At 46.2% G+C, this 25,741-nt stretch carries 26 protein-coding genes; 18 read left to right on the forward strand and 8 right to left on the reverse strand.

Annotated elements, in window-relative coordinates; translation table 11 throughout:
• Window positions 1-819, reverse strand: a complete 819-nt coding sequence (locus tag KQJ23_RS04420; RefSeq protein ID WP_216477475.1) for an SDR family NAD(P)-dependent oxidoreductase — start codon at window positions 817-819, stop codon at window positions 1-3.
• A gap of 188 nt (window positions 820-1,007) precedes the next feature.
• Here KQJ23_RS04420 and KQJ23_RS04425 point away from each other — a divergent pair, with 188 nt between their 5' ends.
• A complete protein-coding gene (locus tag KQJ23_RS04425) occupies window positions 1,008-1,601 on the forward strand; it encodes a TetR family transcriptional regulator (protein ID WP_216477476.1) in 594 nt (197 codons plus the stop codon).
• Window positions 1,602-1,642: 41 nt separating this feature from the next.
• Here the strand turns inward: KQJ23_RS04425 and KQJ23_RS04430 are convergent, their stop codons facing one another.
• Entirely contained in the window at window positions 1,643-2,161 is a 519-nt protein-coding gene (locus tag KQJ23_RS04430; RefSeq protein WP_216477477.1) for a hypothetical protein, read from the reverse strand.
• Window positions 2,151-2,684: a helix-turn-helix domain-containing protein gene (locus KQJ23_RS04435; RefSeq protein WP_216477478.1), complete on the reverse strand. Its 534-nt coding sequence runs from the start codon at window positions 2,682-2,684 to the stop codon at window positions 2,151-2,153. Before KQJ23_RS04435 ends, KQJ23_RS04430 begins: the two co-directional genes overlap by 11 nt.
• Before the next feature lie 356 nt (window positions 2,685-3,040).
• Between KQJ23_RS04435 and KQJ23_RS04440 the strand changes: the two genes are divergently transcribed.
• From KQJ23_RS04440 to KQJ23_RS04495, 12 genes are all read left to right on the forward strand, one after another.
• Window positions 3,041-4,057, forward strand: coding sequence for an ABC transporter substrate-binding protein (locus KQJ23_RS04440; RefSeq protein ID WP_216477479.1), 1,017 nt, complete (start codon window positions 3,041-3,043; stop codon window positions 4,055-4,057).
• Window positions 4,038-4,814: an ABC transporter ATP-binding protein gene (locus KQJ23_RS04445; RefSeq protein WP_216477480.1), complete on the forward strand. Its 777-nt coding sequence runs from the start codon at window positions 4,038-4,040 to the stop codon at window positions 4,812-4,814. The genes KQJ23_RS04440 and KQJ23_RS04445 overlap by 20 nt, the downstream gene beginning before the upstream one ends.
• A gap of 23 nt (window positions 4,815-4,837) precedes the next feature.
• Complete coding sequence (locus KQJ23_RS04450) at window positions 4,838-5,560, forward strand: ABC transporter permease (RefSeq protein WP_249529500.1); 723 nt, start codon at window positions 4,838-4,840, stop codon at window positions 5,558-5,560.
• A gap of 96 nt (window positions 5,561-5,656) precedes the next feature.
• Entirely contained in the window at window positions 5,657-6,286 is a 630-nt protein-coding gene (locus KQJ23_RS04455; RefSeq protein ID WP_216477482.1) for a TetR/AcrR family transcriptional regulator, read from the forward strand.
• A 75-nt stretch (window positions 6,287-6,361) separates the two neighbouring features.
• A complete protein-coding gene (locus tag KQJ23_RS04460) occupies window positions 6,362-7,291 on the forward strand; it encodes an ABC transporter ATP-binding protein (RefSeq protein ID WP_216477483.1) in 930 nt (309 codons plus the stop codon).
• Window positions 7,292-8,002, forward strand: coding sequence for a DUF2705 family protein (locus tag KQJ23_RS04465; protein WP_216477484.1), 711 nt, complete (start codon window positions 7,292-7,294; stop codon window positions 8,000-8,002).
• Window positions 8,003-8,083: 81 nt separating this feature from the next.
• Window positions 8,084-9,064 carry a tRNA dihydrouridine synthase gene (locus KQJ23_RS04470; RefSeq protein WP_216477485.1) on the forward strand — a complete coding sequence of 327 codons (981 nt, stop codon included), beginning with the start codon at window positions 8,084-8,086 and terminating at the stop codon, window positions 9,062-9,064.
• A gap of 9 nt (window positions 9,065-9,073) precedes the next feature.
• Entirely contained in the window at window positions 9,074-9,643 is a 570-nt protein-coding gene (locus tag KQJ23_RS04475) for an SF0329 family protein (RefSeq protein ID WP_216477486.1), read from the forward strand.
• 460 nt (window positions 9,644-10,103) lie between these two features.
• The gene (locus tag KQJ23_RS04480; RefSeq protein ID WP_216477487.1) at window positions 10,104-11,156 is read left to right on the forward strand and encodes a siderophore ABC transporter substrate-binding protein; all 1,053 of its coding nucleotides are present in this window, start codon (window positions 10,104-10,106) and stop codon (window positions 11,154-11,156) included.
• A 19-nt stretch (window positions 11,157-11,175) separates the two neighbouring features.
• Window positions 11,176-12,195, forward strand: a complete 1,020-nt coding sequence (locus KQJ23_RS04485; protein WP_216477488.1) for an ABC transporter permease — start codon at window positions 11,176-11,178, stop codon at window positions 12,193-12,195.
• On the forward strand, window positions 12,192-13,256 hold the full coding sequence (locus KQJ23_RS04490) for an iron chelate uptake ABC transporter family permease subunit (RefSeq protein WP_216477489.1): 1,065 nt from the start codon (window positions 12,192-12,194) through the stop codon (window positions 13,254-13,256). The genes KQJ23_RS04485 and KQJ23_RS04490 overlap by 4 nt, the downstream gene beginning before the upstream one ends.
• Window positions 13,253-14,005, forward strand: a complete 753-nt coding sequence (locus KQJ23_RS04495) for an iron ABC transporter ATP-binding protein (protein ID WP_216477490.1) — start codon at window positions 13,253-13,255, stop codon at window positions 14,003-14,005. Before KQJ23_RS04490 ends, KQJ23_RS04495 begins: the two co-directional genes overlap by 4 nt.
• A 439-nt stretch (window positions 14,006-14,444) precedes the next feature.
• On the opposite strand, the gene KQJ23_RS04500 is transcribed toward KQJ23_RS04495, so the two are convergent.
• From KQJ23_RS04500 to KQJ23_RS04520, 5 genes are all read right to left on the reverse strand, one after another.
• Window positions 14,445-15,938 (reverse strand): response regulator transcription factor, encoded by a 1,494-nt coding sequence (locus KQJ23_RS04500; RefSeq protein WP_216477491.1) that lies wholly within the window; start codon window positions 15,936-15,938, stop codon window positions 14,445-14,447.
• Between the two features lie 13 nt (window positions 15,939-15,951).
• Window positions 15,952-17,664: a cache domain-containing sensor histidine kinase gene (locus tag KQJ23_RS04505; protein ID WP_216477492.1), complete on the reverse strand. Its 1,713-nt coding sequence runs from the start codon at window positions 17,662-17,664 to the stop codon at window positions 15,952-15,954.
• Window positions 17,665-17,735: 71 nt separating this feature from the next.
• Window positions 17,736-18,566, reverse strand: a complete 831-nt coding sequence (locus KQJ23_RS04510; RefSeq protein ID WP_216477493.1) for a carbohydrate ABC transporter permease — start codon at window positions 18,564-18,566, stop codon at window positions 17,736-17,738.
• The gene (locus KQJ23_RS04515) at window positions 18,563-19,459 is read right to left on the reverse strand and encodes a carbohydrate ABC transporter permease (RefSeq protein WP_216477494.1); all 897 of its coding nucleotides are present in this window, start codon (window positions 19,457-19,459) and stop codon (window positions 18,563-18,565) included. Before KQJ23_RS04515 ends, KQJ23_RS04510 begins: the two co-directional genes overlap by 4 nt.
• Before the next feature lie 103 nt (window positions 19,460-19,562).
• Window positions 19,563-20,891, reverse strand: a complete 1,329-nt coding sequence (locus KQJ23_RS04520; protein WP_216477495.1) for an ABC transporter substrate-binding protein — start codon at window positions 20,889-20,891, stop codon at window positions 19,563-19,565.
• A 473-nt stretch (window positions 20,892-21,364) separates the two neighbouring features.
• On the opposite strand from KQJ23_RS04520, the gene KQJ23_RS04525 reads away from it, so the two are divergent.
• From KQJ23_RS04525 to KQJ23_RS04545, 5 genes are all read left to right on the forward strand, one after another.
• Window positions 21,365-22,381: a carbohydrate-binding protein gene (locus KQJ23_RS04525; RefSeq protein WP_216477496.1), complete on the forward strand. Its 1,017-nt coding sequence runs from the start codon at window positions 21,365-21,367 to the stop codon at window positions 22,379-22,381.
• Between the two features lie 185 nt (window positions 22,382-22,566).
• Window positions 22,567-23,130 (forward strand): TetR/AcrR family transcriptional regulator, encoded by a 564-nt coding sequence (locus KQJ23_RS04530; RefSeq protein ID WP_216477497.1) that lies wholly within the window; start codon window positions 22,567-22,569, stop codon window positions 23,128-23,130.
• A 17-nt stretch (window positions 23,131-23,147) separates the two neighbouring features.
• The gene (locus KQJ23_RS04535) at window positions 23,148-23,651 is read left to right on the forward strand and encodes a flavodoxin family protein (protein WP_216477498.1); all 504 of its coding nucleotides are present in this window, start codon (window positions 23,148-23,150) and stop codon (window positions 23,649-23,651) included.
• On the forward strand, window positions 23,648-24,292 hold the full coding sequence (locus tag KQJ23_RS04540) for an NADPH-dependent FMN reductase family protein (protein ID WP_216477499.1): 645 nt from the start codon (window positions 23,648-23,650) through the stop codon (window positions 24,290-24,292). Before KQJ23_RS04535 ends, KQJ23_RS04540 begins: the two co-directional genes overlap by 4 nt.
• Window positions 24,293-24,395: 103 nt before the next feature.
• Window positions 24,396-25,559: a DUF4317 domain-containing protein gene (locus KQJ23_RS04545; RefSeq protein WP_216477500.1), complete on the forward strand. Its 1,164-nt coding sequence runs from the start codon at window positions 24,396-24,398 to the stop codon at window positions 25,557-25,559.
• Window positions 25,560-25,741: the final 182 nt, after the last annotated feature.

Genomic DNA, 25,741 nt, shown 5'->3' on the forward strand with positions numbered 1-25,741 from the left:
TTAAAGAATATGCTTAGTCAAATGAAATAACTTCATGGCGTCCTGCTTGTTAAGTGTAGGAAGCGAAAGATCGACGGCCTTGGTTCGGTCCCAGGCGATCAGAGGCTGCGGCGGAGGATTATCTATCAGCCTGATAATCGGTTGAATACTATTGTCCACCGTCTGGGCGAAGAGCTTCCCCATGACGAGCAGGATGGATTTAAACGGCTGAGCCACGTGATTCGTTCCGCTATGAGTGTACCCGGGATGATTAAGAATGAAGCGCGTTTTCGTACCTTTATGATTCTCGGCATAGGCGACTCCGAGCAGATCGTTCGCCCGCCCTCCCTGCAGAGTAGCTTTCAATAAACCGTACTTATTTTGAAGATTGAGATCATCCCAATGAATTTCCCCTTTTGTCATTCCGGTACCGCCGATGCTTACAATGACGGGATTGTTCCCTCTCTCCAGCAATTCCGTCAAACCATAGCTTAGAACAAACCGGCTGATGTAATAGAGAGCAAACGTGCTTTCATATCCATCCGGGGTTAATTTACGCTTTGGGAATTGTTGCATGGCTGTGAGAACCACTCCGTCAAGCGATTTATGGCGTTTTTTAACCTCTAGGATGACACGATGATTTTCCGACAGCGACAACAGATCGGCTTGAATAAAGGAGGCGCGGTCAGCGGCGCCTAAGCGTGACGCCTCGTCCAGAAATTCCTTCCCCCTGAGTCGGTTGCTCCCGGAAACGGTCACTTTGCTCCCCTGGCGCAAATAGTGAATGGCCAGCCCTTTGCCCATTCCGGAAGTACCTCCTGCTATGAATAAGTCTTTCATTGATGCCACTCCCTCTACGTATGAATTATGACTAATTATGTTGACTAGGCAACACCTGTCAATTAGTATATTAATATCAATATCCAAGCCTATCAATAAGCAGAGTTGCCGATCTGTTATCTATACAACAATTTTCCTCAATTGTGGTTTTTCCGGAAGGGGATTATCGTACAAGGAGAGGATAAGGTATGAAATTGGCCAATCCCAACGACCCACGAGCGAAGCGAACTAGAAAATATATTCAAAATGCATTCATGGATTTACTTGCAGAAAAGGACTTCGAAGCCATCTCCATTCAAGATATTATGGACCGGGCCGAGTTAAATCGTGTCACTTTTTATAATCACTACCAGGATAAATATGAGTTTCTGGAGCTGACCCTAAACGAAGCGTTTTCGGATAGTTTATCCGCATGGATTCCTCCAGGTACGGTAATGAAGGGGCCTGAGTTGTTGCGCAGGTTAATGATGGCGGTTTGCGAATGGCATATTGAAATGATGAAGAGGTTAAATTCACGGCGCACACTGACCCAGGCGATGGAGGAAGCGGCCAAGCAGCAGCTATACAATGTTATTATGTCTTGTTTAACGCAAGTCAAAGACATTCCGGCGCGAAAACAGAGAGAATTGGAAAGGATCGCAACGATGATCAGTTGGTCGATTTACGGCGTAATTGTGAAATGGAGCCATTCGCGGGAGGAGCCGGCCGAAGATTTGATTGAACAAGTGCTTCCTATTCTTATGTCCAACTTACGTACGCTTGATTTCATGGAAGGAGAATGACAGGAGGACCAACGGTGGTTTTCTCATTCCTCAAAACCGTTCTAAGTCCGGGTAACGCCGTTTTTTGAAAAATCAGCTTTATATGCAGGGTAGATATACTTGACAAACACAAACATGTTGGTTGCCCCGATCACACCAAAAGCCAACCGAGCAACCACCTCTGGTATGCCGAACAAGATAATCCCGTTCATATCACCACCGCCAAAAAATCCGCATAAGACTGACAAGTAGACGGGGTCAATGATAAGCATGCCTAAAGTCATATAATAAAAGGTGGCTTTGATAACCTTGTTATTGGATTTCAATATCCGTTTTGTTAACAAAACAAGTGCATATCCGAGTAAAAGTGTAGCAAGCGGCCCGGCGATACAAAATACAGCAAGTTGCAGATCAGACATAGCATCTTTATTAACAACGATTTGCATTCCGGGGAACATAAATTTTATCCTCTGATAAGACCCCATAAAAAGCGCGGCAATCGCATGTGTTCCCTCATGAACAATGTAATAACAAAGGATAGCTGTAATTAAACCTAACCATTTTCGTGCGTTACTCTTCATGGTTTATATCTCCCTGTTCCCAGTTAGGTGATGAAATAATTGAAAGTGTACGTTGTTTACGTTCTTGGTTAGCTTCAAAATTTAAGTGTTTTTTTACTACCTCAAAAATCTCATCAATAAATTGGCTATATTCATTATCAGACATTAAAAGAGTATTACTGGATAGAAAAAGTCTGTCTTTAATTGGATCCCCCTTGTCTTTAAAATAACGGTCAAAATCGGATAATAATTTCATTAGAAAAAACTTCGCATTTTTTTCAATAGATTCCTCCTCAGCAGTTTCTTGTAATGCTTCAAGATTAAGCATATATTCACGCTCGTATGCTCCTCGTATTCTTGTTTCTTTGCTTATTAATAAATAACCGTGTTCAAACAACATATTGATGTGTCTGTATAATGTAGTCCTTGGAATATCGCTCATAAGTTCCGAAAGACTCCCGACGGTTCTCCCTTTTTTGTCGGCCATATGCTGAATAATACGCATTCTAATAGGGTTGAGCAAAATATCGCCATGATTATCCATAATTGCACCTCCATGATTGATTCCAATTTCGATTATGATACCGAAAATGGAATTGGTCAAGATATTTTAATATTTCGGCATCACAGCAAGATACTTAAAACAAAAGACGGATACCTGGTAATTGGTGTCCGTCTTTATCCACATTAGCATTCTCTTTCTAGCATTATTTAAAAATCAAAATATACAAAATGCAGTAATGGGTGTAATATGAAGTTATTTGAGGCTGCCTGGAGGAACATGACTGCTTGTCCGATGTATTGTGAATAAAGTTGCAAACCGAGACGGTAGAACAGACTTAAGCCAGTATGGCGCAGGCTATGCCTACATAGATAGAATATACAGGGAGATGGACAACAATGAAGCTTGAGACTACTAAAAGAACTATCATACTGCTAGCACTGGTGCTGATCGTCAGTATCGTGGGTGCGGCTTGCGGCAGCAAGGCAGCTAATACTGCGAATACGAGTGAGGGAAACGGCACATCGGCGATAGAGGATTCGGCGAATCATCAACCGGAGGAATTGGCTGAACTGACGCTTGGCCTGTTGCCATCCATAGATGCCATTCCGTTTGTCATTGCTCATGAGCAGGGCTTTGACCAGAAGCACGGGGTTCTTCTGGACATTGAGACGTTCAAGAGCGCCAAGGATCGGGATGTTGCTTTTCAAGCAGGCAAGGTGGACGGGATTAGCGCCGACCTGGTTGCAATCTCCATCTATAATGAAGCGGGGCTGGATGTGAAAATTACCAGCACGACCTTTGGAGAATTTGACCTGCTTACCGGCAATAGCGAGATTCAGGATGTGAAGGATCTGAAGGGGAAGACGGTGATCCTGTCCAAGAACACTTCAACGCAATATACCGTTGCGATGATGCTGAAGCAGGCCGGTCTGACGGAGCAGGATATTCGTATCACGGAGGTGCCGCAAATTCCAACCCGGCTGGAGCTGTTGAAAAATAATAAAGCAGACGCGGCTGTTCTGCCAGAGCCATTCGTCACGATGGGGGAAGCCGCAGGCTTGCGCATGCTTAGCTCGACGCACCAAGCGAATATCAATCCGTTCGTGCTGGCTTTCCCGCAGAGCGTGATCGACGCCAAGGCCGAGGCGATTCGCGCCATGTATGCTGCTTACGATGAAGCAGTAGCGTATATGCAATCCCATGACAAAGCGGACTACATTGATCTGGTGATTGAAGAAGTGGGTTATCCTGAAACCTTGAAGGAGCAAATTGAGGTGCCGGCTTACATTCCGGCAAACCAGGTGGATGTGAAGGAAGTGGAAGCGGCCTTCGCCTGGGCCCGTGAACAAGGGCTGTTGACCAAAGATATTACCCCAGAAGAAGTGATCTCTGATGTCCAATTCAAGAAATAACGGACTATGTGTCAGGGAGCTTGAGGCGGAATACAGAAGCGGGGAACTGGCTTTGGGGAAGGTCAGTTTCACCCTGCCGGAGCATGGGATATATACGATTCTCGGCCCCTCCGGGAGCGGAAAATCTACCTTGCTCCGAGCCATCACCGGCCTATTGCCGGAATATCGGGGCGAACTGCTGTTCAATGGAAGCTCTTTGCGTGAACAGAAGGTTCTGATGGGCCTGGTGCCGCAGAATTACGGTCTACTGCCTTGGAAGACCGTTAAGGGCAATATTCGCGTAGCGATGAACATCGCGCATCCCAGGGGACAGAGCAAGCAGGCCCGGGAAGCACAAATAGACCAATGGCTCACAGCAATGGGCATCGCGGAGCTGGCGGAGCGGTATCCGCTGTCACTTAGCGGAGGTCAGCAGCAGCGGGTCGCCATTGCGCGGGCCTTTGCTATTGCCCCATCCCTGCTATTGCTGGACGAGCCGTTCTCGGCGCTGGATGCCATCACAAGGGAAACGCTGCAACAGCTGTTCCTGGAGCATTGGCAGGCCAATCCGGCTACGGCACTATTCGTGACGCATGATGTGGATGAGGCCATTTTGCTGGGACAGAAAATGATCGTGCTCCCTTCAAGCAAGAATGATCCTGCGGAGATTATAGATAACGAGGAAGTGTTTGCGCTGAAGCTGAAGGAGAAGCGAGCCAGCGATGCTTTTTTTGCCCAAATCAAGAAGGTCAGAAAGGTTATGCAGGAGAAATGGTGAATTCGCGGAGGCTTAACTATATCTTGAGATTGTTGCTTGTATTCCTGGGAATGAATATCATCTGGTACGTGGCGTATGTACTAGTGAATCACCCCATGCTGCCAAGCCCGCTCGGGGTCTATCTGGCGATGGGCCAGCTTGGGGGAAGGGAGCTTGTACTGAATGTTGGCTACAGCTTGATGCGCGTATTTGCCGGAGTGCTGCTGGCGTTGATTCTTGGCTTGCTTGTCGGTCTGCTGATGGGGCGTTCCGCGCTGTGGAACAAGCTTCTGGACCCGGTGGTATATTTAACTTATCCGGTGCCGAAGATCGCCTTGCTTCCCGTTGTGATGCTGTTCTTCGGACTTGGCGAGACATCCAAGATTCTCATGATTATGCTGATTCTGTTATTCCAGATTATCATTTCCGTGCGGGACGGCATCAAAGCGATTCCGGCAAATACCTATGATGTGCTAACCAGTATCGGGGCAGGTAAGGGCCAGAAGTTCTGGCATGTTACTTTACCAGGTGCGTTATCCGTCATTCTAAGCACGATTCGTGTCTCACTGGGGACAGCGATTTCTGTCCTGTTCTTTACCGAAATATACGGGACCGAGCACGGCATGGGCTTCTTCATCATGGATGCCTGGCTCCGGCTGGATTACCCGCAAATGTATGCCGGTATTCTGCTGTTCAGCCTGGTCGGGTTCTTGTTGTTCCTTTTGGTAGATCTGCTGGACTACCGATTTATGAAGTGGCGGAGGTAGATTGATATCCTCTGCCTTTATATTGACAAGTGAAATCTTGAAACTCTATAATTAACTTAACGTTCGTTAAGTGAATAAATTGGAGGCTGAGCGAAGTTGACACAAGAGCAGAAAGTGAAAAAAATGACCAACCGTGATCAGCAAGCCGCAGCTCGAAAAGAGCAGATTTTAAATAGTGCCAGACGGTTGTTTGCCGAGAAGGGCTACCATGCGACAACAATGAGGGAGCTTAATAAAGCGATTGGGATGACGGAGGCCTTAACCTATCATTATTTTCCCGGAGGGAAGCTGGAGATTCTAAGGACCGTTCTTCGTCTGGCGCAAGAGGAGAGGATTGGCAATTTTAAGACCTTTTTTGAAAATTGTTTCAATCAGGATCAGCCGCTGAAGACTATTCTAGCACTCCTGCTGCATGGTCTTTCCGATAAGATCTCACTGGATCGTGAGTATTTTCAAATACTGATCAGGGATCGCAATTTGCTCGATGATGAGGATAAAGAGACGCTGGATGCTTTAGCGGGCTTACCTTCTCAAATTATGGGGAAATTTCTAGCGCAGCGTTATGAACGGGGAGAAGTCCGCAAAATGAATTTTGAGATTGCTGCATTCCAATTTATGTCTCATGCGGTAGTTCTGATCATTCAGCAATTGCTGGATGACCGCGCCTTGGGAAAGGAAAAGATTCAGGAAACATCAGATTTCTATGCTGAATTATGGGGGGGATAACTCCAGATCAGCTTTTTTTTACAAATATTAATTCAACGAACGTTTAGTTAAATATTCACTAGGGGTGATCCATACATGGAAGAAATGATTCGTACAGAGGAATTAACCAAGGTGTACGATGGAAGAACGATCCTCGATCGTGTATCTCTCAAGGTCAATCAAGGAGAAATCTATGGATTTCTCGGATTGAACGGGGCAGGCAAAACGACGACTATTCGCATGCTGCTCGGGATGATTAAACCAACGTCAGGCCAAGTGTATTTGCATGGCAGAAGGCTTACACCCGGGGGTGATTTATGGAATCAGGTTGGCTATATGGTGGAGGTTCCGTATGCGTATCCCGATTTGACAGTCAGAGAGAACCTGATCTTGTACGCTCAAATGCGGGGGATTCGCCGTGCCCGGAATGCTGTGAATGAGGCCGTAGATCAGTTGAGTTTGAGTGCATATATCGATACGAAAGTGAAGAATCTGTCCTTGGGCAATGCGCAAAAGCTGGGCATAGCCAAAGCGGTCATTCACCAGCCGGGGATTCTGATTTTGGATGAGCCCATCAACGCGTTAGACCCGGCGGGTATTGTGGCCATCCGCGAACTGCTCAAATCACTGGCTGATAAGGGCGTTACTGTATTCATATCCAGCCATATTCTGGAGGAAATGTCCAAGCTGGCTTCGCGTATCGGTATCATTCATCAAGGTGTGTTGCTTCAAGAAATATCAGTCCGTGAATTTGAGGACTTGCGCGCAAAAAAATTGTATCTTGGTGTACGGGGAAATCCGGAACTGGCCAAACAAAAATTAATCGAGGCGGGCTTCCATGCCAAGGTCAGTGCGGAGCAAATACTTGAGCTGTCCAATCCAGGAGCAGTTCAGCGGCCTGAGCTTATAAATCAAATCATGGCCAAGGCGGGGATCCCTGTTTATTTGCTGAGGGTGGAGGAAGAGGAATTGGAGTCTTATTTTCTTCATATGGTTGGTTCAGACCTGGCGAAGGAGTTGAAATAAATGAGATCATTATTATCCATGATTGCGATTGAAAGTAAAAAGTTAAGCCGATCTTATGTGGTCTGGGGGATGCTGGCCTTATACTTATTCATCTGCGCGATTCGGGTCGGAGAGGGCGATTGGAGCACTTACCTGGGGAATGTTCTGTTTATGTTCGCCAGCGTGCTGGGGCTTGTTGGCTATGCCGCTCTCACGAGTTGGACGTATGGAAGAGAGTATAATGATCGAACCTTCAAAGACCTGCTGGCCCTTCCGGTTTCCCGGGGCAAGATTGTGGCGGGCAAAGCCATTGCCAGCTTGGCCTGGTGTCTGCTGTTGACCGGCACTGCCTTTGCATTTTCGTTATTGATTGGTATGCTGGCAGGTATTTCCGGCTTGACCGGAGAACTGATCATTTATTATTCGTTAAGGCTGCTTATTATTGCAATCATTCAAATGCTGCTCTGTGGTCCTGTTATCCTCCTGGCGAGCCTGTCACGGGGGTATCTGGTTCCGATTGCTTACGCATTTACGACGTTGATCGTTGCGCTTATCGTAGGAGCTACGCCGTTGGGGCATTACATGCCATGGGTTATTCCGTCCCTGCAATATGCCGGGAGTGAAGAAGCATTATTGCCATTATCCTTGGGCAGCTATCTCATTCCTGTGCTGACAGGCCTGGCTGGCTTCGTCGCTACCTGGGCCTGGTGGCGTTGGGCAGATCATAAGTGAATATATTGGTTAAATAAGCTTCTCCCGGGTTATGATATACTCTTTAATGTCTATCCAGATATTAATAGAGAGGTTTTTGATATGACAGATAACTTTTGGCGTGATTTGCCGCGGCCTTTTTTTATATTGGCACCTATGGAAGATGTGACGGATGTTGTTTTTCGCCATGTCGTAAGTGAGGCGGCCAGACCGGATGTGTTTTTTACGGAATTCGCAAATACGGAGAGCTATTGCCACCCGGAGGGGAACCAAAGTGTACGCGGGCGGCTGGCGTTTACAGAGGATGAACAGCCCATTGTAGCGCATATTTGGGGAGACAAGCCGGAATATTTCCGTCAAATGAGCATCGGAATGGCAAACGAAGGCTTCAAAGGCATCGATATTAATATGGGGTGCCCTGTGGCGAATGTAGCAGAGAATGGGAAGGGGAGCGGTCTGATCTGCCGTCCTGACCTCGCAGCGGAACTCATCCAGGCTGCCAAAGCCGGAGGACTGCCCGTCAGTGTAAAAACAAGACTCGGTTTCAGCGACGTAGATGAATGGCGCGGCTGGTTAACCCATATTTTGAAGCAAGACATTGTGAATCTGTCCATTCATCTGCGCACAAGAGAGGAAATGAGCAAAGCGGATGCCCATTGGGAACTCATTCCGGAGATTAAGAAGCTTCGTGATGAGGTGGCGCCGGATACCCTTCTGACCATTAACGGGGATATCCCTGACCGTCAGACGGGTCTTAGGCTCGCTGAGCAATACGGTGTGGATGGGATTATGATCGGGCGCGGTATTTTTCATAATCCGTTTGCTTTTGAGAAGGAGCCGAAGGAGCACAGCAGTGAGGAACTGCTTGATCTGCTGCGGCTGCATCTGGATCTCCATGATCAATATTCAGCACTGGAGCCGCGTTCGTTCCGGCCTCTTGCCCGTTTCTTCAAAATATATGTCCGCGGATTTCGCGGGGCTAGTGAATTAAGAAATACCTTAATGAACGCAAAGTCCACAAATGAAGTGCGTGCTCTGCTCCATGAGTTCGGAAGTAAGGAGCAGGATGGGACGGAGGAATGAGGGGATAACATGTCCTGGAGTAAATTGAAGCAGCAGCTGGAGGTCTTTCTCAGCCCTGCGTTAAACGGAAGGGTAGAATACCGGGCGCCGGGGTATCGTTATCTGCCTGATAAATCAGGGATTTGTTATATTCTGGTGGATAAAAAGAACATCCTCCATATGAGTGATAAAACGAACCCGATCCGCTGGTATCACACCGAGCTGGAAATTAAGAATGATCCGGATATTCGAATTCCTGTCAGCAGTGACGAAATTGAAGCGGTCAGAAAAGGAATACCGGGGACAGTGCCGGAGGATCGCTTAATAGTGATTGCCAGAAGCAGAAAAAGTACAGAACATGCAAAAGAGCTTTTGTCCGCACAGGCTGCGTTAAGTAAATCGAATTTTATTGTAGTAGCTAATAAGTTTTTAACAACCCCAATAGAGGAAAGCCTGGGAAGCAACGATATTCTGTTGAATGTTTTAGCCTTGGTAGACAAGAGGGTTGGTAAAAAACGTATTTTAAATATGTCCGAGAAGATCAAGTTAAAGCATCCGATTGTGCAGTATTTTTATGAGTTGCGGCGTAATACATTGTGAAGTGTATTGACTATGTCGAACGATAACTAAAAGAAGTAAGAATGGGGTTGCGGGCTTCTACAGTCAGCGCTCCATTTTTTTATGCAAGCGGTTTGCAGAATTTTACAGAATTAGGGCTATCGGTTGACACTTTATTTAAAATTGATATACTTGTATAGGGTTATTGAAAATGATAATCATTATCGTATAAGGATGTAAGATGAATTAATGAATGCAAGTGCTCGGGCAACGTGTGAAGTATGCTTATGGTCGCTGGTGTTCACGGATTTCGTGTTTAAACATAAATACCCGGGTAGAAATCCGCTCACAAATCAGAGCGTTAACAAGCGTAAGCTTTGGAAGCATTAGCCCGCACTAATTCCTTTTCTACATAACTTCATGAATTCAGCTTATACCGATCCTAATTTATCAATTCAATAATCTGATTATCCACAAAGCTTATATAAGGGGAGAGATGAAAATGAAGAATTTTAAATTAACTGTTATTATAGCAATTTTTGCTATGGCATTGGTAGCTTGCTCAACTTCTAATAATTCAACTTCCGGTAATTCAGCTTCAAGTAATGGCAACGGAGCTAGCCAAACTGAAAATAATGGGCAAGCCAATGCTGCGAATGAAGCTCCAACAACGGTTGAAATTACGGATATTCATGGAACGGTTACTGTGCCTGTAAATCCCAAAAATGTAGTTGCTTTGGATAGCAGAACGTTTGAAACTTTGGCTGATTGGGATATTAAATTAGTGGCTGCTCCCAAGGATGTTATGCCTGCGGATTCACCCTATGTGAGTGATGATTCCGTTCAGAACATTGGAAATCACCGGGAACCAAATCTTGAAATTATAGCCGCGGCGGACCCTGAACTTGTAATCGTCGGTCAAAGATTCGCCGGCTTTTATGAAGAAATAAAAAAGTTAGTGCCGAATGCAGCAGTGATTGATCTTAACTTTGATGTTTCTGAGGAAGCGGATGCCCCTGGAGAGAATTTTGTAAATGGATTTAAGGATACGACAATTACTTTAGGAAAAATCTTTGACAAAAATCAAGAGGCTGAACAATTGGTAGCTGATTTTGAAAAAGTAATTGAGGATGCCAAATCTGCATATAACGGCACAGATACGGTTATGAGTGTTATCGTTTCTGGCGGGAATATTGGTTTTTCAGCGCCTCATTCCGGACGCGTGTGGGGACCTATGTATGATATTTTCGGATGGGTATCCGCATTAGAAGTTAACAATTCTTCCTCAGATCATCAAGGGGATGAGGTTTCTGTTGAAGCTATTGCGCAAAGTAATCCGGATTGGATTTTTGTACTGGATCGCGATGCTTCAATCTCTTCAACAACGGACGCCGTTCCTGCTCAGGACGTGATTAACAATTCACCGGCTCTTCAAAATGTAACTGCAGTTACTAAGGGACAGATCGTTTATGCGCCAAATGACACTTATACAAATGAATCCATCCAAACGTATATCGAGTTATTCGGAAACCTTGCAAATACTTTAGCTAAGTAGTGTGAAGGAGTATAACATAGTGACGAAGAATGTCATTACCGGGGTTGAGAATAAAGATTCTCAACCCCGGCTTTATAATCACAATAAGATATGGACTAAATCTTTTATAGTAGCGATTATAGCCGTTGCTATTTTGAGCATTATATCGCTGTTTACCGGAGTATATGATATACGCGGACAAGAGGACGGCATGCAAATGTTTTTCATCACTCGCGTTCCAAGAACAGCGGCCCTAATGCTCACCGGAGCTGCCATGTCCATGGCAGGACTCGTAATGCAACTGATTACGCAGAATCGTTTAGTTGAACCTACCACAACAGGAACTATTGAATGGGCAGGCTTGGGACTTCTTACGGTTTATTTAATATTTCCTGCACCAACATTAGTTCTGAGAATGACGGGAGCAATCATTTTTTCTTTTATAGGAACTATGATTTTCTTTTTGTTTTTAAGGAGAGTTAAACTACGTTCGTCTTTAATTGTCCCTATTATTGGATTAATGCTTGGTGCGGTTATTTCTGCAGTTTCTACTTTTATTGGGCTCCTATTTCAAATGACACAAAATATTGAAACCTGGTTTGTAGGTTCCTTTGCGCCGGTTCAAGTTGGAAGGTATGAATATTTGTGGATTATTATCCTGGTCACCGTTCTTATCTTTATTTATGCCAACAGATTGACTTTGGCCGGACTGGGGGAAGATGTTGCGACAAGTCTTGGAGTGAATTATAGCAGGATCGTTCTTGTCGGTACGGGTCTTATTTCTGTTGCCGTTGGAATTGTTGCGGCTGTTATTGGAAATCTGCCCTTTTTGGGATTAATCGTTCCCAATATTGTCTCCATGATCAGGGGGGACGATCTTAGAAGTAACCTGCCTTGGGTATGCGTATTAGGGATGGGTACGATAATGGGCTGTGACATCATTTCGCGGACAATTATAATGCCTTTTGAAGTACCTGTTTCTTTAATCCTGGGAACCGTGGGGGCGGCCGTATTTATTGTTCTTTTATTGAGACAAAGAAAGCCAAGGAGGCTAAGATGAACGCATTGGAATATAGAAATAAAGAAAATGTCGGCATCGATTCTAGTCTCCCTAGTAAAAATAGATCGGCTGGGGCGTTTCGTTCCAAGAAAGAAGAACGACGGTATTGGATTCTGTTGATCGCATTGATTGCTTTGGGTATTCTGTCCGCGTATGGACTTTTAGTGTACAACAATCCGGTTCCGATTGACTCTCCTTCTTTTATCCCCGTGGTTAGGAGAAGAATGGTTGCTCTGGTTGCCATGATCATTGCTGCAGTCTGTCAGAGTTTATCGACCGTTACCTTCCAATCGATTACGAACAATCGGATTATAACCCCTTCACTTCTAGGTTTTGAATCCCTTTACTCGGTAATTCATACTAGCACCATATTTTTCTTTGGTGCGGGTGCATTGATAAATTTTACGGGTACGGGGCCATTTTTATTTCAAGTTGCCGTTATGGTCCTAATGAGCTTGATCCTGTATGGATGGTTGCTTTCCGGCAAGTATGGCAATCTGCAGCTTATGCTCTTGATCGGAATTATTATTGGAGCCGGGCTGAATTCGGTGTCTACTTTTATGAGAAGACTTCTAGCGCCGTCTGAGTTTGATATTTTACAGGCAAGATTGTTCGGTTCTGTCAATAATTCGGATTATGATTATTTTCCTATTGTAATTCCAATGGTTATCATGGTAGCCTTATTGCTTCTTGCTAATTCCAAGAAATTAAATGTGGTGTCGCTTGGAAAGGATGTCTCTACTTCTTTTGGAGTTAAACATCAAGCTAACATCATTTATACGCTTATATTAGTCTCTGTTCTGATGTCAATTTCAACAGCCCTGGTGGGACCATTTACTTTCTATGGATTTTTAGTGGCAACCTTGAGTTACCAGGCGGCGCCGACTTATGATCACAGATATATTTTTCCGATGGCTCTGGCTATAGGATTTTTGATAATAACAAGCGCATACTTTTTTATGTATCATGTATTCAATGCTCAGGGCGTAGTCTCAGTTATTATTGAGTTGTTTGGCGGGATAATATTCCTAATCGTCATTTTAAGGAAGAGGGCTCTATGATAAAGATTGAGAATGCTAGAAAGTTATATAATGACGAAGTAAACATCGGACCGTTGAATATTGAAATACCAAAGGCTGGTTTTACTTCTTTAATTGGGCCCAATGGTGCCGGAAAGTCTACGACACTTCTAATGATTGGAAGACTTCTGAATTTGGACGAAGGGCAAATCAGGGTAGCCAATATGGATGTTTCTACAACTAAATCAAAAGACTTGGCTAAAATCATCACTATTTTGAGGCAGGAAAATCATTTTGTAACGAGACTTACGGTCAGGCAATTAGCTGGCTTTGGACGGTTTCCTTATTCAAACGGAAGGTTAACGAAAGAGGATGAGGCTATTATTTCTAAATATATTGATTTTTTAGACTTGACTGATCTAGAGAATCGATATTTGGATGAGCTTTCAGGCGGTCAAAGACAAAGGGCCTATGTAGCCATGGTGTTGTGCCAAGAAACTGAATATGTACTTTTGGACGAGCCTCTGAACAATCTTGATGTTGCGCGTTCTGTTCAAATGATGGAGCATTTGAGGCTTGCTGCTAATAAATTTGGAAGGACAATTCTGACTGTTTTGCATGATATAAATTTTGCTGCAAAGTACTCTGATAGAATCTGTGCTATGAAAGACGGACGAATAGCCGCATTTGGAACCGTAGAAGAGATTATGAAACCAGAGATTTTGACAGATATTTTCGAGACGAAAATAGAGATTATCGATGGTCCTTATGGACCCATAGCGATTTATTAGGTATAAACAGACCCAAGGAGAGGTATTTCTTTCCTTTAATGGAACCGGAAATATCCCCTGGTGAGCTACGCCTATATAATGGGATCCGACAGGGAACTGCATGCAAAAAAGCCAGCCCGTCGAGGAGGGTAACGTTCATGGATGATCTTACTAAGCAACCGCTGATCGAGAAAAACGAAAATATGATTCGTATGGTGATTGAACGCGCCAAGCGGGACTTTCCGGAGGATATTGCGATTATTGGGCTGACTTGAAACGCGGCATAAAGAGATATCTTGAGGAAACAAGGGAATACCGATATATCCCTGAAAACTACGAAAGTAATTATATGGGTGTGATTAATGCGAAGGAACGATACGATTCATTCGAGCAGCTATATGGCCAATATATGAAAATTCGGACCGTTTGATGGACCGGAGGATCAGGAGGGAACATGACCCTAATGAATCCTCCGTCTGTACTCATTGGGAGTGATCCCGACGATCCGTTTGAACAATCTGTTGAAATAAGCCGGATCGGGATATCCGATTTCACTGCCGATTTCGTGAATTTTCTTGTCGGAAGCGTGCTTTAGCAGCTGCTTGGCCTTCTTGATCCGAATCTCGATTAAATAGTCGGTAATCGTCATGCCGGTTTCATGCTTGAACAACTTGCTGAGATAGCTGGGTGTCAGGTAGACCATACGGGCGAGGGTTCCAAGCTCCGCCGGCTGAGCGTAATGCTCTTTGATCCAGCACTTTACGGTCTCGACGGACTTCCCCGCCTGCGCCATGCGTACGGACCGGATATGCTCCAGAATCTTCGCGATCTCCCCGATGAACAGCCGCTTCATTTCATCGAAGGACATACAAGCCAGAAGCTGCTCCTCCAGCGCTTTGGCGGCCTCTTCGCTATATAACTCTCCCCATTCCTGCAGTTCTACGAAAGCCGTCTCTTCAATCAGCCTGCAAAGGTAGAGTATGGACGGCGTATCCGCCTTTCTCTTCCTCAATTGTTCAAACAACGCCTCCAGACCATGGACGACTTGAGGGATATTTATTAGCTGCAAGTTTTGCGCAAGCATTTCCCGGCAACCTGCGAACAATAGAGCGGCATCCTGATACGGACCGGGAGCTTCGCTGAAATGAATGAAGTTCCAGCATGAAAAACAATATATCCCTTGATCGCAGGCTCTTTTCGCTTCCGAAAAGGCCTTGCCCAGCAGGACAGGGGTAGCGTATCCCGGACTGGCTCCGATATTGACGATACCGGGATGGGGCAACCGGCGGAGCAGCTCTGCAAACTGTACGATATCCTCAGGTCCGGGTTGACGGGAGTAATAGCAGACCATGGCCAATGTTTGATCGTCCGCGTCGACCGGATCGAAACAACATTGCTCCTGCCGCAGCAACATTCGGACACTGGAACGCAGCATATCCATATCGCTTGCTTTCAAGGCAAGAACGGAAAAATACGGTTGCGGAAGAGCCAGCTCCGGAAGCCGGGAACAGTGAGGGAGAGTCGTCTTTAGGTATGGGAGGAGCAGCCCGGAACGGTACTGCTGTTCCTTTTTCAGGCTGGCGGTTCTTTCCTCCTCCAGCGCATAGAGCCGTTCGAACAACTGCTTTTTGTTGATCGGCTTGAGCATATAGTCCACGGCGGCATAAAGGAGGGCCTGCCTTGCATATTCAAAATCAGTGAACCCGCTCATGATAATGCAATTTGTCTCGGGGCGAATCACTTTTACTTCTTTGATCAGTTCCAGTCCGTCGACCAGCGGCATGCGGATGTCGGTAATCACCAGATCAATCTCTTCTCCCGAGATGAATTCGAGGGCTTCCTGACCGTTGGAGAAGGAGCCCGCAATCAAGAAGCGGCCGCTCTCCTTGCCGATCATTTTTGCCAGTCCTTCGCGGATCGAAGCTTCATCGTCCACGATTACGATCCGAAGCATTGCGTTTCCTCCTTCAAATTCGCAGGATGATCGTCGTTCCTTCCCCAAGTTTGCTGTGCACGGACAGCCTGGAATTGTTACCGTAATGAAGCCGCAGACGTTCGTTCACATTGCGAAGCCCGATGCCGAATTTATCTGTTTTCCCGTCCGTCAGAGTGAGAATCAGATCGGCCAGACGCTCTTCGCTCATTCCGACACCGTCATCCTGAATGGAAAAGATCACCTCGTCCCGTTCGCTCCAGGCCGAAATCGTAATCATCCCAGGCTCCGCCTGTTTCTCTAGCCCGTGAAAGACGGCGTTTTCCACAATCGGTTGAAATACGAGCTTGATGATCGGTAAGGAGTGGAAGTTTTCGGGTACAAGCATCCGGTAGCTGATTTTGCCCGGAAACCGGATTTGCAGCAGCTGCAAATAATTCTCGACATGGCTCAGCTCCTGTTGAACCGTGACGATTTCATCACTGCGGGTAATGCTGTAACGAAGCAGCATCCCGAGCAGGTAGGTCAGCTCCGCGACCCGTTCGTCGTCGTTCAGTTCGGCCAGCATGCGGATGGATTCCAGCGTATTGTATATAAAATGCGGATTGATCTGGTTTTGCAGCGCCAGCATATCGGCCTTTTGCTTGCTTTTTTCCGTCTCGGCCACCTCGTCAAGCAGATCCCTGATGCGGGAAATCATCCGGTTGAAGTGGCTGCCCAGCATGCCGATTTCGTCGTTGTATTTGACGTGGACCCAGACGTCCAGCTTTCCGCGCTGCACTTGTTTCATCAGTTGCACGGTCTGTTTCAACGGTTTCGTCAGCGCATAGGAGATCAACATGGCTGCCGCCAGGGCAACGCCGAGGATGGACAAGGTCATCACCATCATGGAATTGCGGCTTTGCTTTATGGGGGCGAGCAATTCCTTCAGCGGAATCGTCACCATGGTTTTCCATCCCGTCTGCTCCGACACGGAATACACTGCAATATAGGGCTCCCCGTCGATTTTCAGGCGGAAGCTGCCGCTGGGACCAATCACTCCAGCCAGCAGGGGGCTTCCGGTTAAGTCCTGGCCAAGCCGGGCACGTTCGCTGGCGTATACGATCCTGCCGGTCTCGTCAACGATGACGGCATTGCCATGGGTAACATTGTTCAAGGGCTGAATGATCCCTTCGAATAATCGTGCATCGACATCGATGACGATCATCCCGATGTATTCCAGCGTGCTGATGGACTGGATGGAGCGCATGACGCTGAACACCTGCAGCTCGTCGGAGCCGTTGACCCGAATCGGATGCGTGCCGACCAGAACCGGAGCAACACCGGAATTTGCGGTTTGCTCCTTCCAGTCGGACAGCCGATCATAAGGATAAGGCTCATTTAACCCCGACTTATGGTTGTAAAAAATCATCCCATACCTGTCAACCATATAAACTGCGGCGATTTCTTCCTTCATGTGCGTCAAGTACGATAGGAACATAATGACCGTGGAATTTTTATCCCAATCGGTTCCTTCCTGGTCGAGAAATCTTTGCACATCCTTGTTGTATAACGGCAAAATCGTATACCGCTTGAGGTCTGCGATGTAACGGTCGACTTTATCCATAGCGTTGTCCGCCAGCTGGCCGGCCGATTCCGTTGTGCTTGCGAGCTTCGCATTTGAGTTCGTCCGATAGGACGAATAGCTGACATAGATGATCGGCAGCGTAATCAGAAACACGAAGATGACGACCAGCTTTTTCTGCATCGAAAAATTGGCGAAAAATGTCCAAAGCCTTTTCAATGTATATCCCCTGACCCTCTCATATCAACTTCCCCCTATTTTACAGCACCGCTTGCCACGCCTTCAAAGATATATTTTTGCAGGAAAAAGTACAGGATGACGGTCGGCAGTAAAATGAGCAGGATCGCCGCGCTAATCAGATTCCAGTTGGCCAGATTCAGGCTCTGGAACCGCATTAGCACCGTAGTAACGACCCCAAGGGCCTGCTTCGGCATATACAGGTATGGGGTATACATGTCGTTATAAATGCTGATGGACTTTAAAATAATCAGGGTCGACGTCGCCGGCGTGAGCAGCGGAAAAATGATCGACCGATAAATTCGAAGCAGCGAAGCTCCTTCGACCATCGCGTTCTCATCGAGATCAACCGGAATGTTGCGAATAAATTGCAAGTACAGAATGATTTGTATTACATCCGCACCGATGTATAAAACGATAGGCGCCCCCATCGTATTGTACAGGCCAAGCGACTTGATAATTCCGAACGTGGCGACCTGGGTTGTGATTCCCGGAATAACCGTAGCGAAAAGGTAGAGGGCGAAGATCGCTTTTTTCAGCCGAAAATCAAATCGGCCGAGCACATAGGCAACCATGGTGCCGAAAAGGATATTGAAGACCAGGGTGATGCAAATAATAGTCAGCGTATTGGCAAAGCCGTTAATCAGCCCGCCGCGTTCAAAAACGGCTTTGAAGTTGTCGAAATTGAAAAAGCTCTCCGGTAAAGCCATCGTGCTGCCTGTGTTGAATTCCTCATCCGCTTTGAAGGAGTTGACGATGACTACATAAGGCGGGAACAGGACAACAAAAACCCCGATCAACAGCGTCATGTATTTCAGCGTATTCGCAATCGTCTTGGTTTGGATCATTTGCTGCTACCCCCTCTGCTTAGCACAAACTGCTGCGCTCCTACGACAAAGATGACGAAGAACAATAAAATAATGCTCATTGCGGAGGCGAGACCGTAGTTGTTATAGGCAAATGCGGTTTCAACGACGCGCTGCACGTAGGTTTGGCTTGCTCCGGCCGGGCCGCCCTTGGTCAGAACGAACGGCAGGTCGAATACTTCGAGTGCGCCGGTGACCGTCAGGAACAGGTTCAACTGGATGACCGGCTTCATATTCGGCAATGTAATACGCCAGAAAGTCTGCCATGCATTGGCACCGTCGATTTTGGAGGCTTCGTAAATATCCGACGGAATCGCTTGCAGAGAGGCGATGTAGATCACCATGTTGTATCCCATGAACCGCCATAGACCGGTGGAGGCAAGGGCGTAGTTGACAAGTCCCTTCGTGCCGAGCCAGCTGGTTTCGCTCAGATGAGTCAACCCGATGCTATTCAGGAACAGGTTTAACGAGCCTTGTGTCGTATCGAAGACATAGCCGAACATAAAGGCCACAGCCACGCCGTTCATGATGTACGGGAGAAATAGAAGCAGCCGGAATACGTTCTTGCCGCGAAGCCGGGTATTCAGAATGACGGCAAAGTAAATAGCAATCACGTTCTGAACAAGCCCCATGATAAAATAAGCAAAGTTATGCGCAAATACCCCGAAAATATCAGGATTTAAAAAGACTTCGCGGTAATTGTCCAGTCCCACCCAGGGCTTCTCCGGGCTGTAGCCATCCCACGAGGTGAAGCTGAAGTAGACGAGCTTGGACGCAGGATAGTAGGTGAACAATAAAAGCAAGGCCACAGGAATGAGCAGGAAGGTGAATATGATGATCCTTTTTTGCTTCAAGTACGACATGGAACCGAACATGGTAGGAATCCCTTCTTTCCGCTGTAATATGTGGAGATTCTGCTTGTTGCGAAAGCAAAATGGATTATCGAAGGCCGATAATCCATTTTGCATCCGGTGCGGATTAGTAACCGAGATCCTTCTTTGCTTTGGCCCAGGCCTTATTCCACTTATCAAACACCGTTTGCGGATCCTTGGCGAGAACGAATTCCTGTGCGATCGCCGGCAAATCGATTTGCGCCTTGTTCGAGATTTGGATGACTTCCGGGTCATCCGCTACGCCTTCCTGAAGCTCTACGGCCAGCGCCTGGAACTCGGCAAGCTGCGGAAGCTTCGATTCGCGGCCCTCCAGCGGGGACATGAAGCCTGCGAAATCCTCGTAGCCGGAGTCCTCGATCAGCCAGGTCAGGAACGCTTTGGTTGCTTCGAGGTTTTTGCTGTCCTTGTTGACGGCATAGAAGAAGTCGGGACTTAAGCCGGCTCTGGTTTGGCCTGAATTGTCATAAGGAAGCGGGAAGAAACCGATATTGTCGGCTTCGGCACCTACGCCGATGACCTGATTAATAACCCAATTGCCCAGGTAATACATCGCCATTTTACCGTTGGCGATATCCTTTTTCGACTGTTCCCAGTTCGTGGAGTTGATGTCCTTTTCCAGATAGCCCTTATCAGCCAGTTCTTTCAGCAGGCTCAATGATTTGCCATACCCGTTGTCCATGGTGAAAGGAGTATCAGTATTCAGCTTCTCATTGGGAAAGTTAGGGTTGTTTTCGATCAGACGCGGCAAATCATATACCCAACTGCCCAGGGGCCATTTGTCCTTGAAGTTGGAAGACAGGGGAATGACACCGTTTTGCTTCAGCTTTTCGCAAGCGGCCAGAAATTCATCCCAGGTTTTCGGGATCTCTGTAATGCCGGCATCGGCGAAGGCCTTCTTGTTATATACGATCCCCGAGCTGGCGTTCCCGGTCGTAATACCGTACAGCTTGCCCTCGTAAGACTTGAAATCCTTGAATGTCAGCTCGCTGCTAAACGGCATATCATCGAGCTCGGCAAAATATTTGGGCAAATCCGAGTTCGGGATATCGGGAACGAACATCAGGTCAGGCAGCTCTCCGCTCGCCATCCGGACTTTTAATTGCTGGTTATAGTCGGTCTGGCCTCCTTCGAATTCGATTTTGATGTCAGGGTACTTCTCGTTGAACCGTTTGAGATATTCGTCGTATTCCTTGCCGATCATGTCCGTGCGGTTGGTCAAGAACGTAACTTTGCCGCTAAGCTTGGTTTTCTTCGTTCCTTCAGATTCAGAATTTTGGCCTGCCGTATTCGCGGCTTCCGTGTTTCCGGCATTGCCTGTGTTCCCGGCACTGTTATTTCCGCCGCCACAGCCTGACAGAATGGCGGAGAGCACAAACAGCATCATGAATGTAATCAGAACAGCTTTCTTCCTCATTGTTTCATCGCCCCTTAACATGTTTTGTTAGCGCTTACAGTTAGATTTTATCTTGATTGTTAGGGACAAATAAATGCATTCAGTTATTATTTATTGTCCTGAATTATGTTGTTGTATCCGTACATTTTATTACATTTAAGGGTCGGGAGATAGATTGTTTATTCTACTATTCAGCTAACAAACAACTAACAAAAGTGGATGTCTACCTTATAATATCTTAGTTCAATCAGAGAAATCCGCGAACAACGGCGATCATAAGCACACTACACACGTTGCCCACAAAATGTAAAATTCAATAGTTCAACTTATATAGATCTTATGACCTATTGGAATTTTTTGTATACTAATGTAGTATTTGAATTGTAATAATTTAATAGAAAATGTCAATTGTGGAATTAACTCTAGCACGGTTTTACCTGTGGTTTGTCTTATGGACAAGCCGCAGATAAACAATAATAAGGAGGTTTGCGAATATGTCGAGTAAAAACTTTCCTTCTAGAGCCTTATCACTATTGGTAGTTTTGGCCGTGTTTCTATCCGCATTTTACACAGCATCACCGTCAGCAAGCGCAGCTGCAAGGGGAGCATGGGCTCCGAATACGGCATATGCAGTGAATGACACCGTAACGTATAGCGGAAGCACGTATACCTGTCTGCAGGCACATACTTCCCTCGTAGGTTGGGAGCCGTCCAATGTCCCTGCCTTATGGCAGAAGGGTAGCGGAGGTGGAACTACACCACCCACTACACCACCGGCAACAAACGGAGCCATATTCTATGCAGATATTAACTATGGCGGAAAAGCGGTAACACTTGGAGTGGGGAATTATACGTTGTCTCAGTTGAATGCAAACGGAATTCCGAATGACTGGATGTCGTCACTTAAGGTTCCAAGCGGCTGGACGGTTGAAGTGTATGAGAATGATAATTTCGGAGGAACAAAGTGGACCTTTACTTCAGATTCATCCTGGGTTGGCACCGCGATCAATGACAAAATGTCATCGGTCAAGATTTATAAGGGTTCACCGTCTCCAACAGTAACAAAGCCTGCCGAGGTGCCGAGCCATATATGGACCTATGTCATGAATGTGGACAATAAATTTGGCAAAGGCGGGGATTTTGCCCTATTGTTAAGTGCTGTGATCAAAAAGGAAAGCAGCTTTGGAGCAGGCTTACCAGGCAGCCCATCCGCTGGTGACGGACTGATGCAGGTAGAGCCGAATACGCGTAATGCTTATTTATCTCAATTCAGCTCAAGATTCGGCCGTGCCTATAATCATAGCAGTGAACAAGACCAGGTATGCATGGGTGCATTGATCTTGGAGGAGAAGATTAATAGATTCGGCGGTATATATAACGGCTTACTGCGCTATAATGGCGGAGACAACTGGTATCCGGGAGCAACAGACTCCTATGGTCGTCCTATTTTGGCAGATCAATATGCAAATCAGGTCTACGCTACTTATAAGGGCTATGGCGGTAAGAATTAAGGTTTAGATTTCTATCCAAATTGAAAATAGGCAGACATTTATAGAAGGCATGAGTTATCAAGCGGATTATTGCTTGCACAACTCATGCCTTTCTTTATGAGATTTAATTTGATCATTTGACAGTGTAAACCTATTCCAATATAATCTTTACAGTGTAAAGATACGCGAAAGGAGTATCCCTTTTAATGAAGGAGAAGCCTTATCACCACGGAAATCTGCGTAATCAGCTTATAGAAGCAGGAATTGAACTTATCAACGAAGATGGACTAAAGGGATTTTCCTTGCGCAAAGTCGCAACAAAATGCCAAGTCAGTCATGCCGCGCCTTATAGCCATTTCAAGAACATCGATGAATTGATTTCCGCTATGGGAGAGCATGTAACGGAGCAATTCATGGCTAAGCTGCTTGCATCCATAAAGGGGCGTGAAGACAGCCGTGAAGCCGTTGCGCTGCTTGGGCAGGCATACATTGCATTTTTCACCGATCATCCTCAGTACTTTTCGTTTCTTTTTTACCACTCCGGACTAACTATTGATTTGGACCATGAAAGTCCGGATGATTATCCGCCATTTGCGTTGTTTAGGAAGACAGCTTACCGAATGTTTCGCAGGATGGGCATACCGGAAGGCAACGATTCGCAGCAATTGATTGCTTTATGGTCGATGGTTCATGGCATTTCTTCCTTGCTTACCAATCAAGGGGTCCGGTATTCGGGGGATTGGAGTGAAGTTTTTACAAGAAGAATGTGAGCAAAGGAGCGGGTAGAATGAAGATGATTATCCACGATCTCAAGCAGCAGGATTATGCCGCATTGGTTGGAGGCCAAGGTGAAGACGTAACCGTCATATCAGACGATGGCACCATTCGTAAGTGTACGGGCTGCTTCGGATGTTGGGTCAAAACGCCTGGAGTGTGTGTACTTAAGGACGGCTACCAAAACATGGGTGAGCTTCTTTCGAAATGCGATGAACTGGTCATCATCAATAAGTGTGTCTACGGCAGCTACAGTCCCTTTGTCCTGAATGTTTTGAACAGAAGCATCTCTTATGTGCTGCCTTATTTTGTTACGAAGAACGGAGAGACTCATCATCGCAGACGCTATCCTCAGTCCTTCGCCTTAACCGTTCATTTCTATGGCGAGGATATTAGCGAGGCCGAGCAAGATACGGCGAGGGCCCTGATTGCAGCGAATAGTGCCAATTTGTACTCGACAGGCAACCATGTGCATTTTCATAACAATTTGCAAGCCGTGAAGGAGGCTTTAAGATGAGAATCGCCATGATCAACGGAAGCCCCAAGTTAGGAAAGAGCAATTCATCCATTCTGCTAACAGCGCTTGAAGGGTTAATAAGCAATGAGCATGAAATCGCCCGCTATTCCCTGAACAAAAGGCCGCTTACCCCTGAGCAGTATAGTGAGCTTTGCCGCATGGATACGCTGATCCTGGCCTTTCCGCTTTATGTGGATGGAATACCGTCCCACTTGTTCAGAATGCTTGTTGCGCTTGAAGAGTATATGAAATCGGAACGTCAACATGATATATACGTTTATGTCATGGTGAACAACGGCTTTTATGAAGGGAAGCAAAATCACATTGCTATCGAGATCATCAAAAATTGGTGCGCCCGTTCAGGCCTTCATTTTGGGCAGGCGGTTGGTCAAGGTGCCGGAGAAATGATGGGACTTATTGAAAAAATACCTCTTGGCCATGGTCCCCTTAAGAATTTAGGCAACGCTATGTTAGCTCTTGCCGATAACATTCAGACCCATTCCTCAGGCGAGTCCGTCTTGATCAATCCTAATTTCCCGCGCTTTGCATGGCGATTTATGGGGACCCACTCATTCTGGAATGCAACTGCTAAGAAGAATGGGCTAAAGAGGAAAGATATTCTGCGAAGGAATATTAATTAATGTAGTTTCAAATGGGGATTGCTCTTCTTAAAGGGCAACCCTTTTTTTTGAAAAATGTTGTAAAATAAGTTCTATTACTACTGGGGAGTTGTTGAACTGGGTCATGCAGAAAAAAGAAATCGCGTATATTCGCAAACAGTTTAAGCTGGATCACGAGAGACTTCATATTTACGATATTCTAAATGCCTATATTATGAAAGAAACCAATGAGATCTATCATTTCGAACGGCATCCGTTTGAGTTGCTGGACCGGGAGAAGCAAGAGCTCTATATGAGTAATTTTAAGAAGCTGTTATCCGGGGAGATTGATCAGAAGCTGTTCGAGCTGAAGCTCCATGAGGAGGCGGAGATGCCGACGAGAACAATGCTTCATCAAGGTCTGGTGACTGGGGATGCGGACGAATGGACCGATCTGATGCTAGGTCTCGTCGATAAAATGATGGCAGACACCAAGTTTGAGCGGGATACCGTGGTGACGTTTATTCGCGGTCAGTATTATCAGCCGACAAAGGTCAGAAGCGAAGAATCGGAAGAGAGTGAGAGCGATGAGATGTTCGCTAATCCCTTCATTCTGTGCAGCATCAATTCCACGGAGCAGCAGAAGAAGACGTTGATGTTCGATTACGTTGAACGGGAATACAAGTATAATGTGATCGTCGATCCGATTATTAAGCTCAGTGCTCCGCAGCAGGGCTTCTTCTATCCCAGCGTGACGGAAGGGTACTCTGACGTGAATCGGATTCTGTACTGTTCAGGCAAAGTCCATTTCCCGGACCAGCATTTCATCGAGGAAGTGTTGAATGCGGAGAAGACGGTGACGGCTTTGGAGGAAAGGGCTATTTTCGAGGAGATCGTAAAGGAAGTGGCAGGCGAGCAGTTGGATGCAGCCGTCATTGCCCAAGTGTACGAGGAGATTCATCAGGTTGTCGAGACCCAGGAGGAAGATGAACCGGCCAGGTTGGACTACAGAGATGTAGAGCGCGTGTTAACCTCAAGCGGGGTAGAGAATGTGACGGTTGAGAAGGTGGAGCGTGCCTTTGAGACGATTGTCGACAACAAGAACTACGAGATTAAGGCCAGCAGCGTTGTCCCGAAATTCACTTCCAAATCGATCAAGATTGATACGAAGGTAGCGACCATTTCCGTTAGCCCTCAGGATTTAAAGTATGTGAGACAGGTTAATTACCAAGGGAGACGGTGTATCCTGATCGAGGTAGACGAAGATGCGGTGATTGAAGGGTTTACTCTGAACACGGAGACGCTGTAGTAATCGCCGGGAAAATAATTCGGGCGGGTCATTCTATTTCATACATGAATAGTCGAAGGCATCAAGACGGTGAGTCTTGATGCCTTTGATATTGTATACATTAAACAACATTTCAAAGCGATTAAATATCATATAATTATAAAACTTATCCGAATTTTGTAAATACTTAAGTATCTCTTCCA

The sequence above is a fragment of the Paenibacillus brevis genome, assembly GCF_018919145.1.
GTDB classification, from domain to species: Bacteria; Bacillota; Bacilli; order Paenibacillales; family Paenibacillaceae; genus Fontibacillus; species Fontibacillus brevis.

What these genes read in the sequence shown, in the direction of transcription:
- KQJ23_RS04495 (WP_216477490.1), top strand. Translation starts at nt 13,253, where the DNA reads ATGATAAAGATTGAGAATGCTAGAAAGTTATATAATGACGAAGTAAAC.
- KQJ23_RS04545 (WP_216477500.1), top strand. Translation starts at nt 24,396, where the DNA reads ATGCAGAAAAAAGAAATCGCGTATATTCGCAAACAGTTTAAGCTGGAT.
- KQJ23_RS04490 (WP_216477489.1), top strand. Translation starts at nt 12,192, where the DNA reads ATGAACGCATTGGAATATAGAAATAAAGAAAATGTCGGCATCGATTCT.
- KQJ23_RS04475 (WP_216477486.1), top strand. Translation starts at nt 9,074, where the DNA reads ATGTCCTGGAGTAAATTGAAGCAGCAGCTGGAGGTCTTTCTCAGCCCT.
- KQJ23_RS04540 (WP_216477499.1), top strand. Translation starts at nt 23,648, where the DNA reads ATGAGAATCGCCATGATCAACGGAAGCCCCAAGTTAGGAAAGAGCAAT.
- KQJ23_RS04515 (WP_216477494.1), bottom strand. Translation starts at nt 19,459, where the DNA reads ATGTTCGGTTCCATGTCGTACTTGAAGCAAAAAAGGATCATCATATTC.
- KQJ23_RS04420 (WP_216477475.1), bottom strand. Translation starts at nt 819, where the DNA reads ATGAAAGACTTATTCATAGCAGGAGGTACTTCCGGAATGGGCAAAGGG.
- KQJ23_RS04460 (WP_216477483.1), top strand. Translation starts at nt 6,362, where the DNA reads ATGGAAGAAATGATTCGTACAGAGGAATTAACCAAGGTGTACGATGGA.
- KQJ23_RS04505 (WP_216477492.1), bottom strand. Translation starts at nt 17,664, where the DNA reads ATGCAGAAAAAGCTGGTCGTCATCTTCGTGTTTCTGATTACGCTGCCG.
- KQJ23_RS04480 (WP_216477487.1), top strand. Translation starts at nt 10,104, where the DNA reads ATGAAGAATTTTAAATTAACTGTTATTATAGCAATTTTTGCTATGGCA.
- KQJ23_RS04440 (WP_216477479.1), top strand. Translation starts at nt 3,041, where the DNA reads ATGAAGCTTGAGACTACTAAAAGAACTATCATACTGCTAGCACTGGTG.
- KQJ23_RS04520 (WP_216477495.1), bottom strand. Translation starts at nt 20,891, where the DNA reads ATGAGGAAGAAAGCTGTTCTGATTACATTCATGATGCTGTTTGTGCTC.
- KQJ23_RS04435 (WP_216477478.1), bottom strand. Translation starts at nt 2,684, where the DNA reads ATGGATAATCATGGCGATATTTTGCTCAACCCTATTAGAATGCGTATT.
- KQJ23_RS04530 (WP_216477497.1), top strand. Translation starts at nt 22,567, where the DNA reads ATGAAGGAGAAGCCTTATCACCACGGAAATCTGCGTAATCAGCTTATA.
- KQJ23_RS04510 (WP_216477493.1), bottom strand. Translation starts at nt 18,566, where the DNA reads ATGATCCAAACCAAGACGATTGCGAATACGCTGAAATACATGACGCTG.
- KQJ23_RS04470 (WP_216477485.1), top strand. Translation starts at nt 8,084, where the DNA reads ATGACAGATAACTTTTGGCGTGATTTGCCGCGGCCTTTTTTTATATTG.
- KQJ23_RS04430 (WP_216477477.1), bottom strand. Translation starts at nt 2,161, where the DNA reads ATGAAGAGTAACGCACGAAAATGGTTAGGTTTAATTACAGCTATCCTT.
- KQJ23_RS04500 (WP_216477491.1), bottom strand. Translation starts at nt 15,938, where the DNA reads ATGCTTCGGATCGTAATCGTGGACGATGAAGCTTCGATCCGCGAAGGA.
- KQJ23_RS04445 (WP_216477480.1), top strand. Translation starts at nt 4,038, where the DNA reads ATGTCCAATTCAAGAAATAACGGACTATGTGTCAGGGAGCTTGAGGCG.
- KQJ23_RS04525 (WP_216477496.1), top strand. Translation starts at nt 21,365, where the DNA reads ATGTCGAGTAAAAACTTTCCTTCTAGAGCCTTATCACTATTGGTAGTT.
- KQJ23_RS04465 (WP_216477484.1), top strand. Translation starts at nt 7,292, where the DNA reads ATGAGATCATTATTATCCATGATTGCGATTGAAAGTAAAAAGTTAAGC.
- KQJ23_RS04535 (WP_216477498.1), top strand. Translation starts at nt 23,148, where the DNA reads ATGAAGATGATTATCCACGATCTCAAGCAGCAGGATTATGCCGCATTG.
- KQJ23_RS04425 (WP_216477476.1), top strand. Translation starts at nt 1,008, where the DNA reads ATGAAATTGGCCAATCCCAACGACCCACGAGCGAAGCGAACTAGAAAA.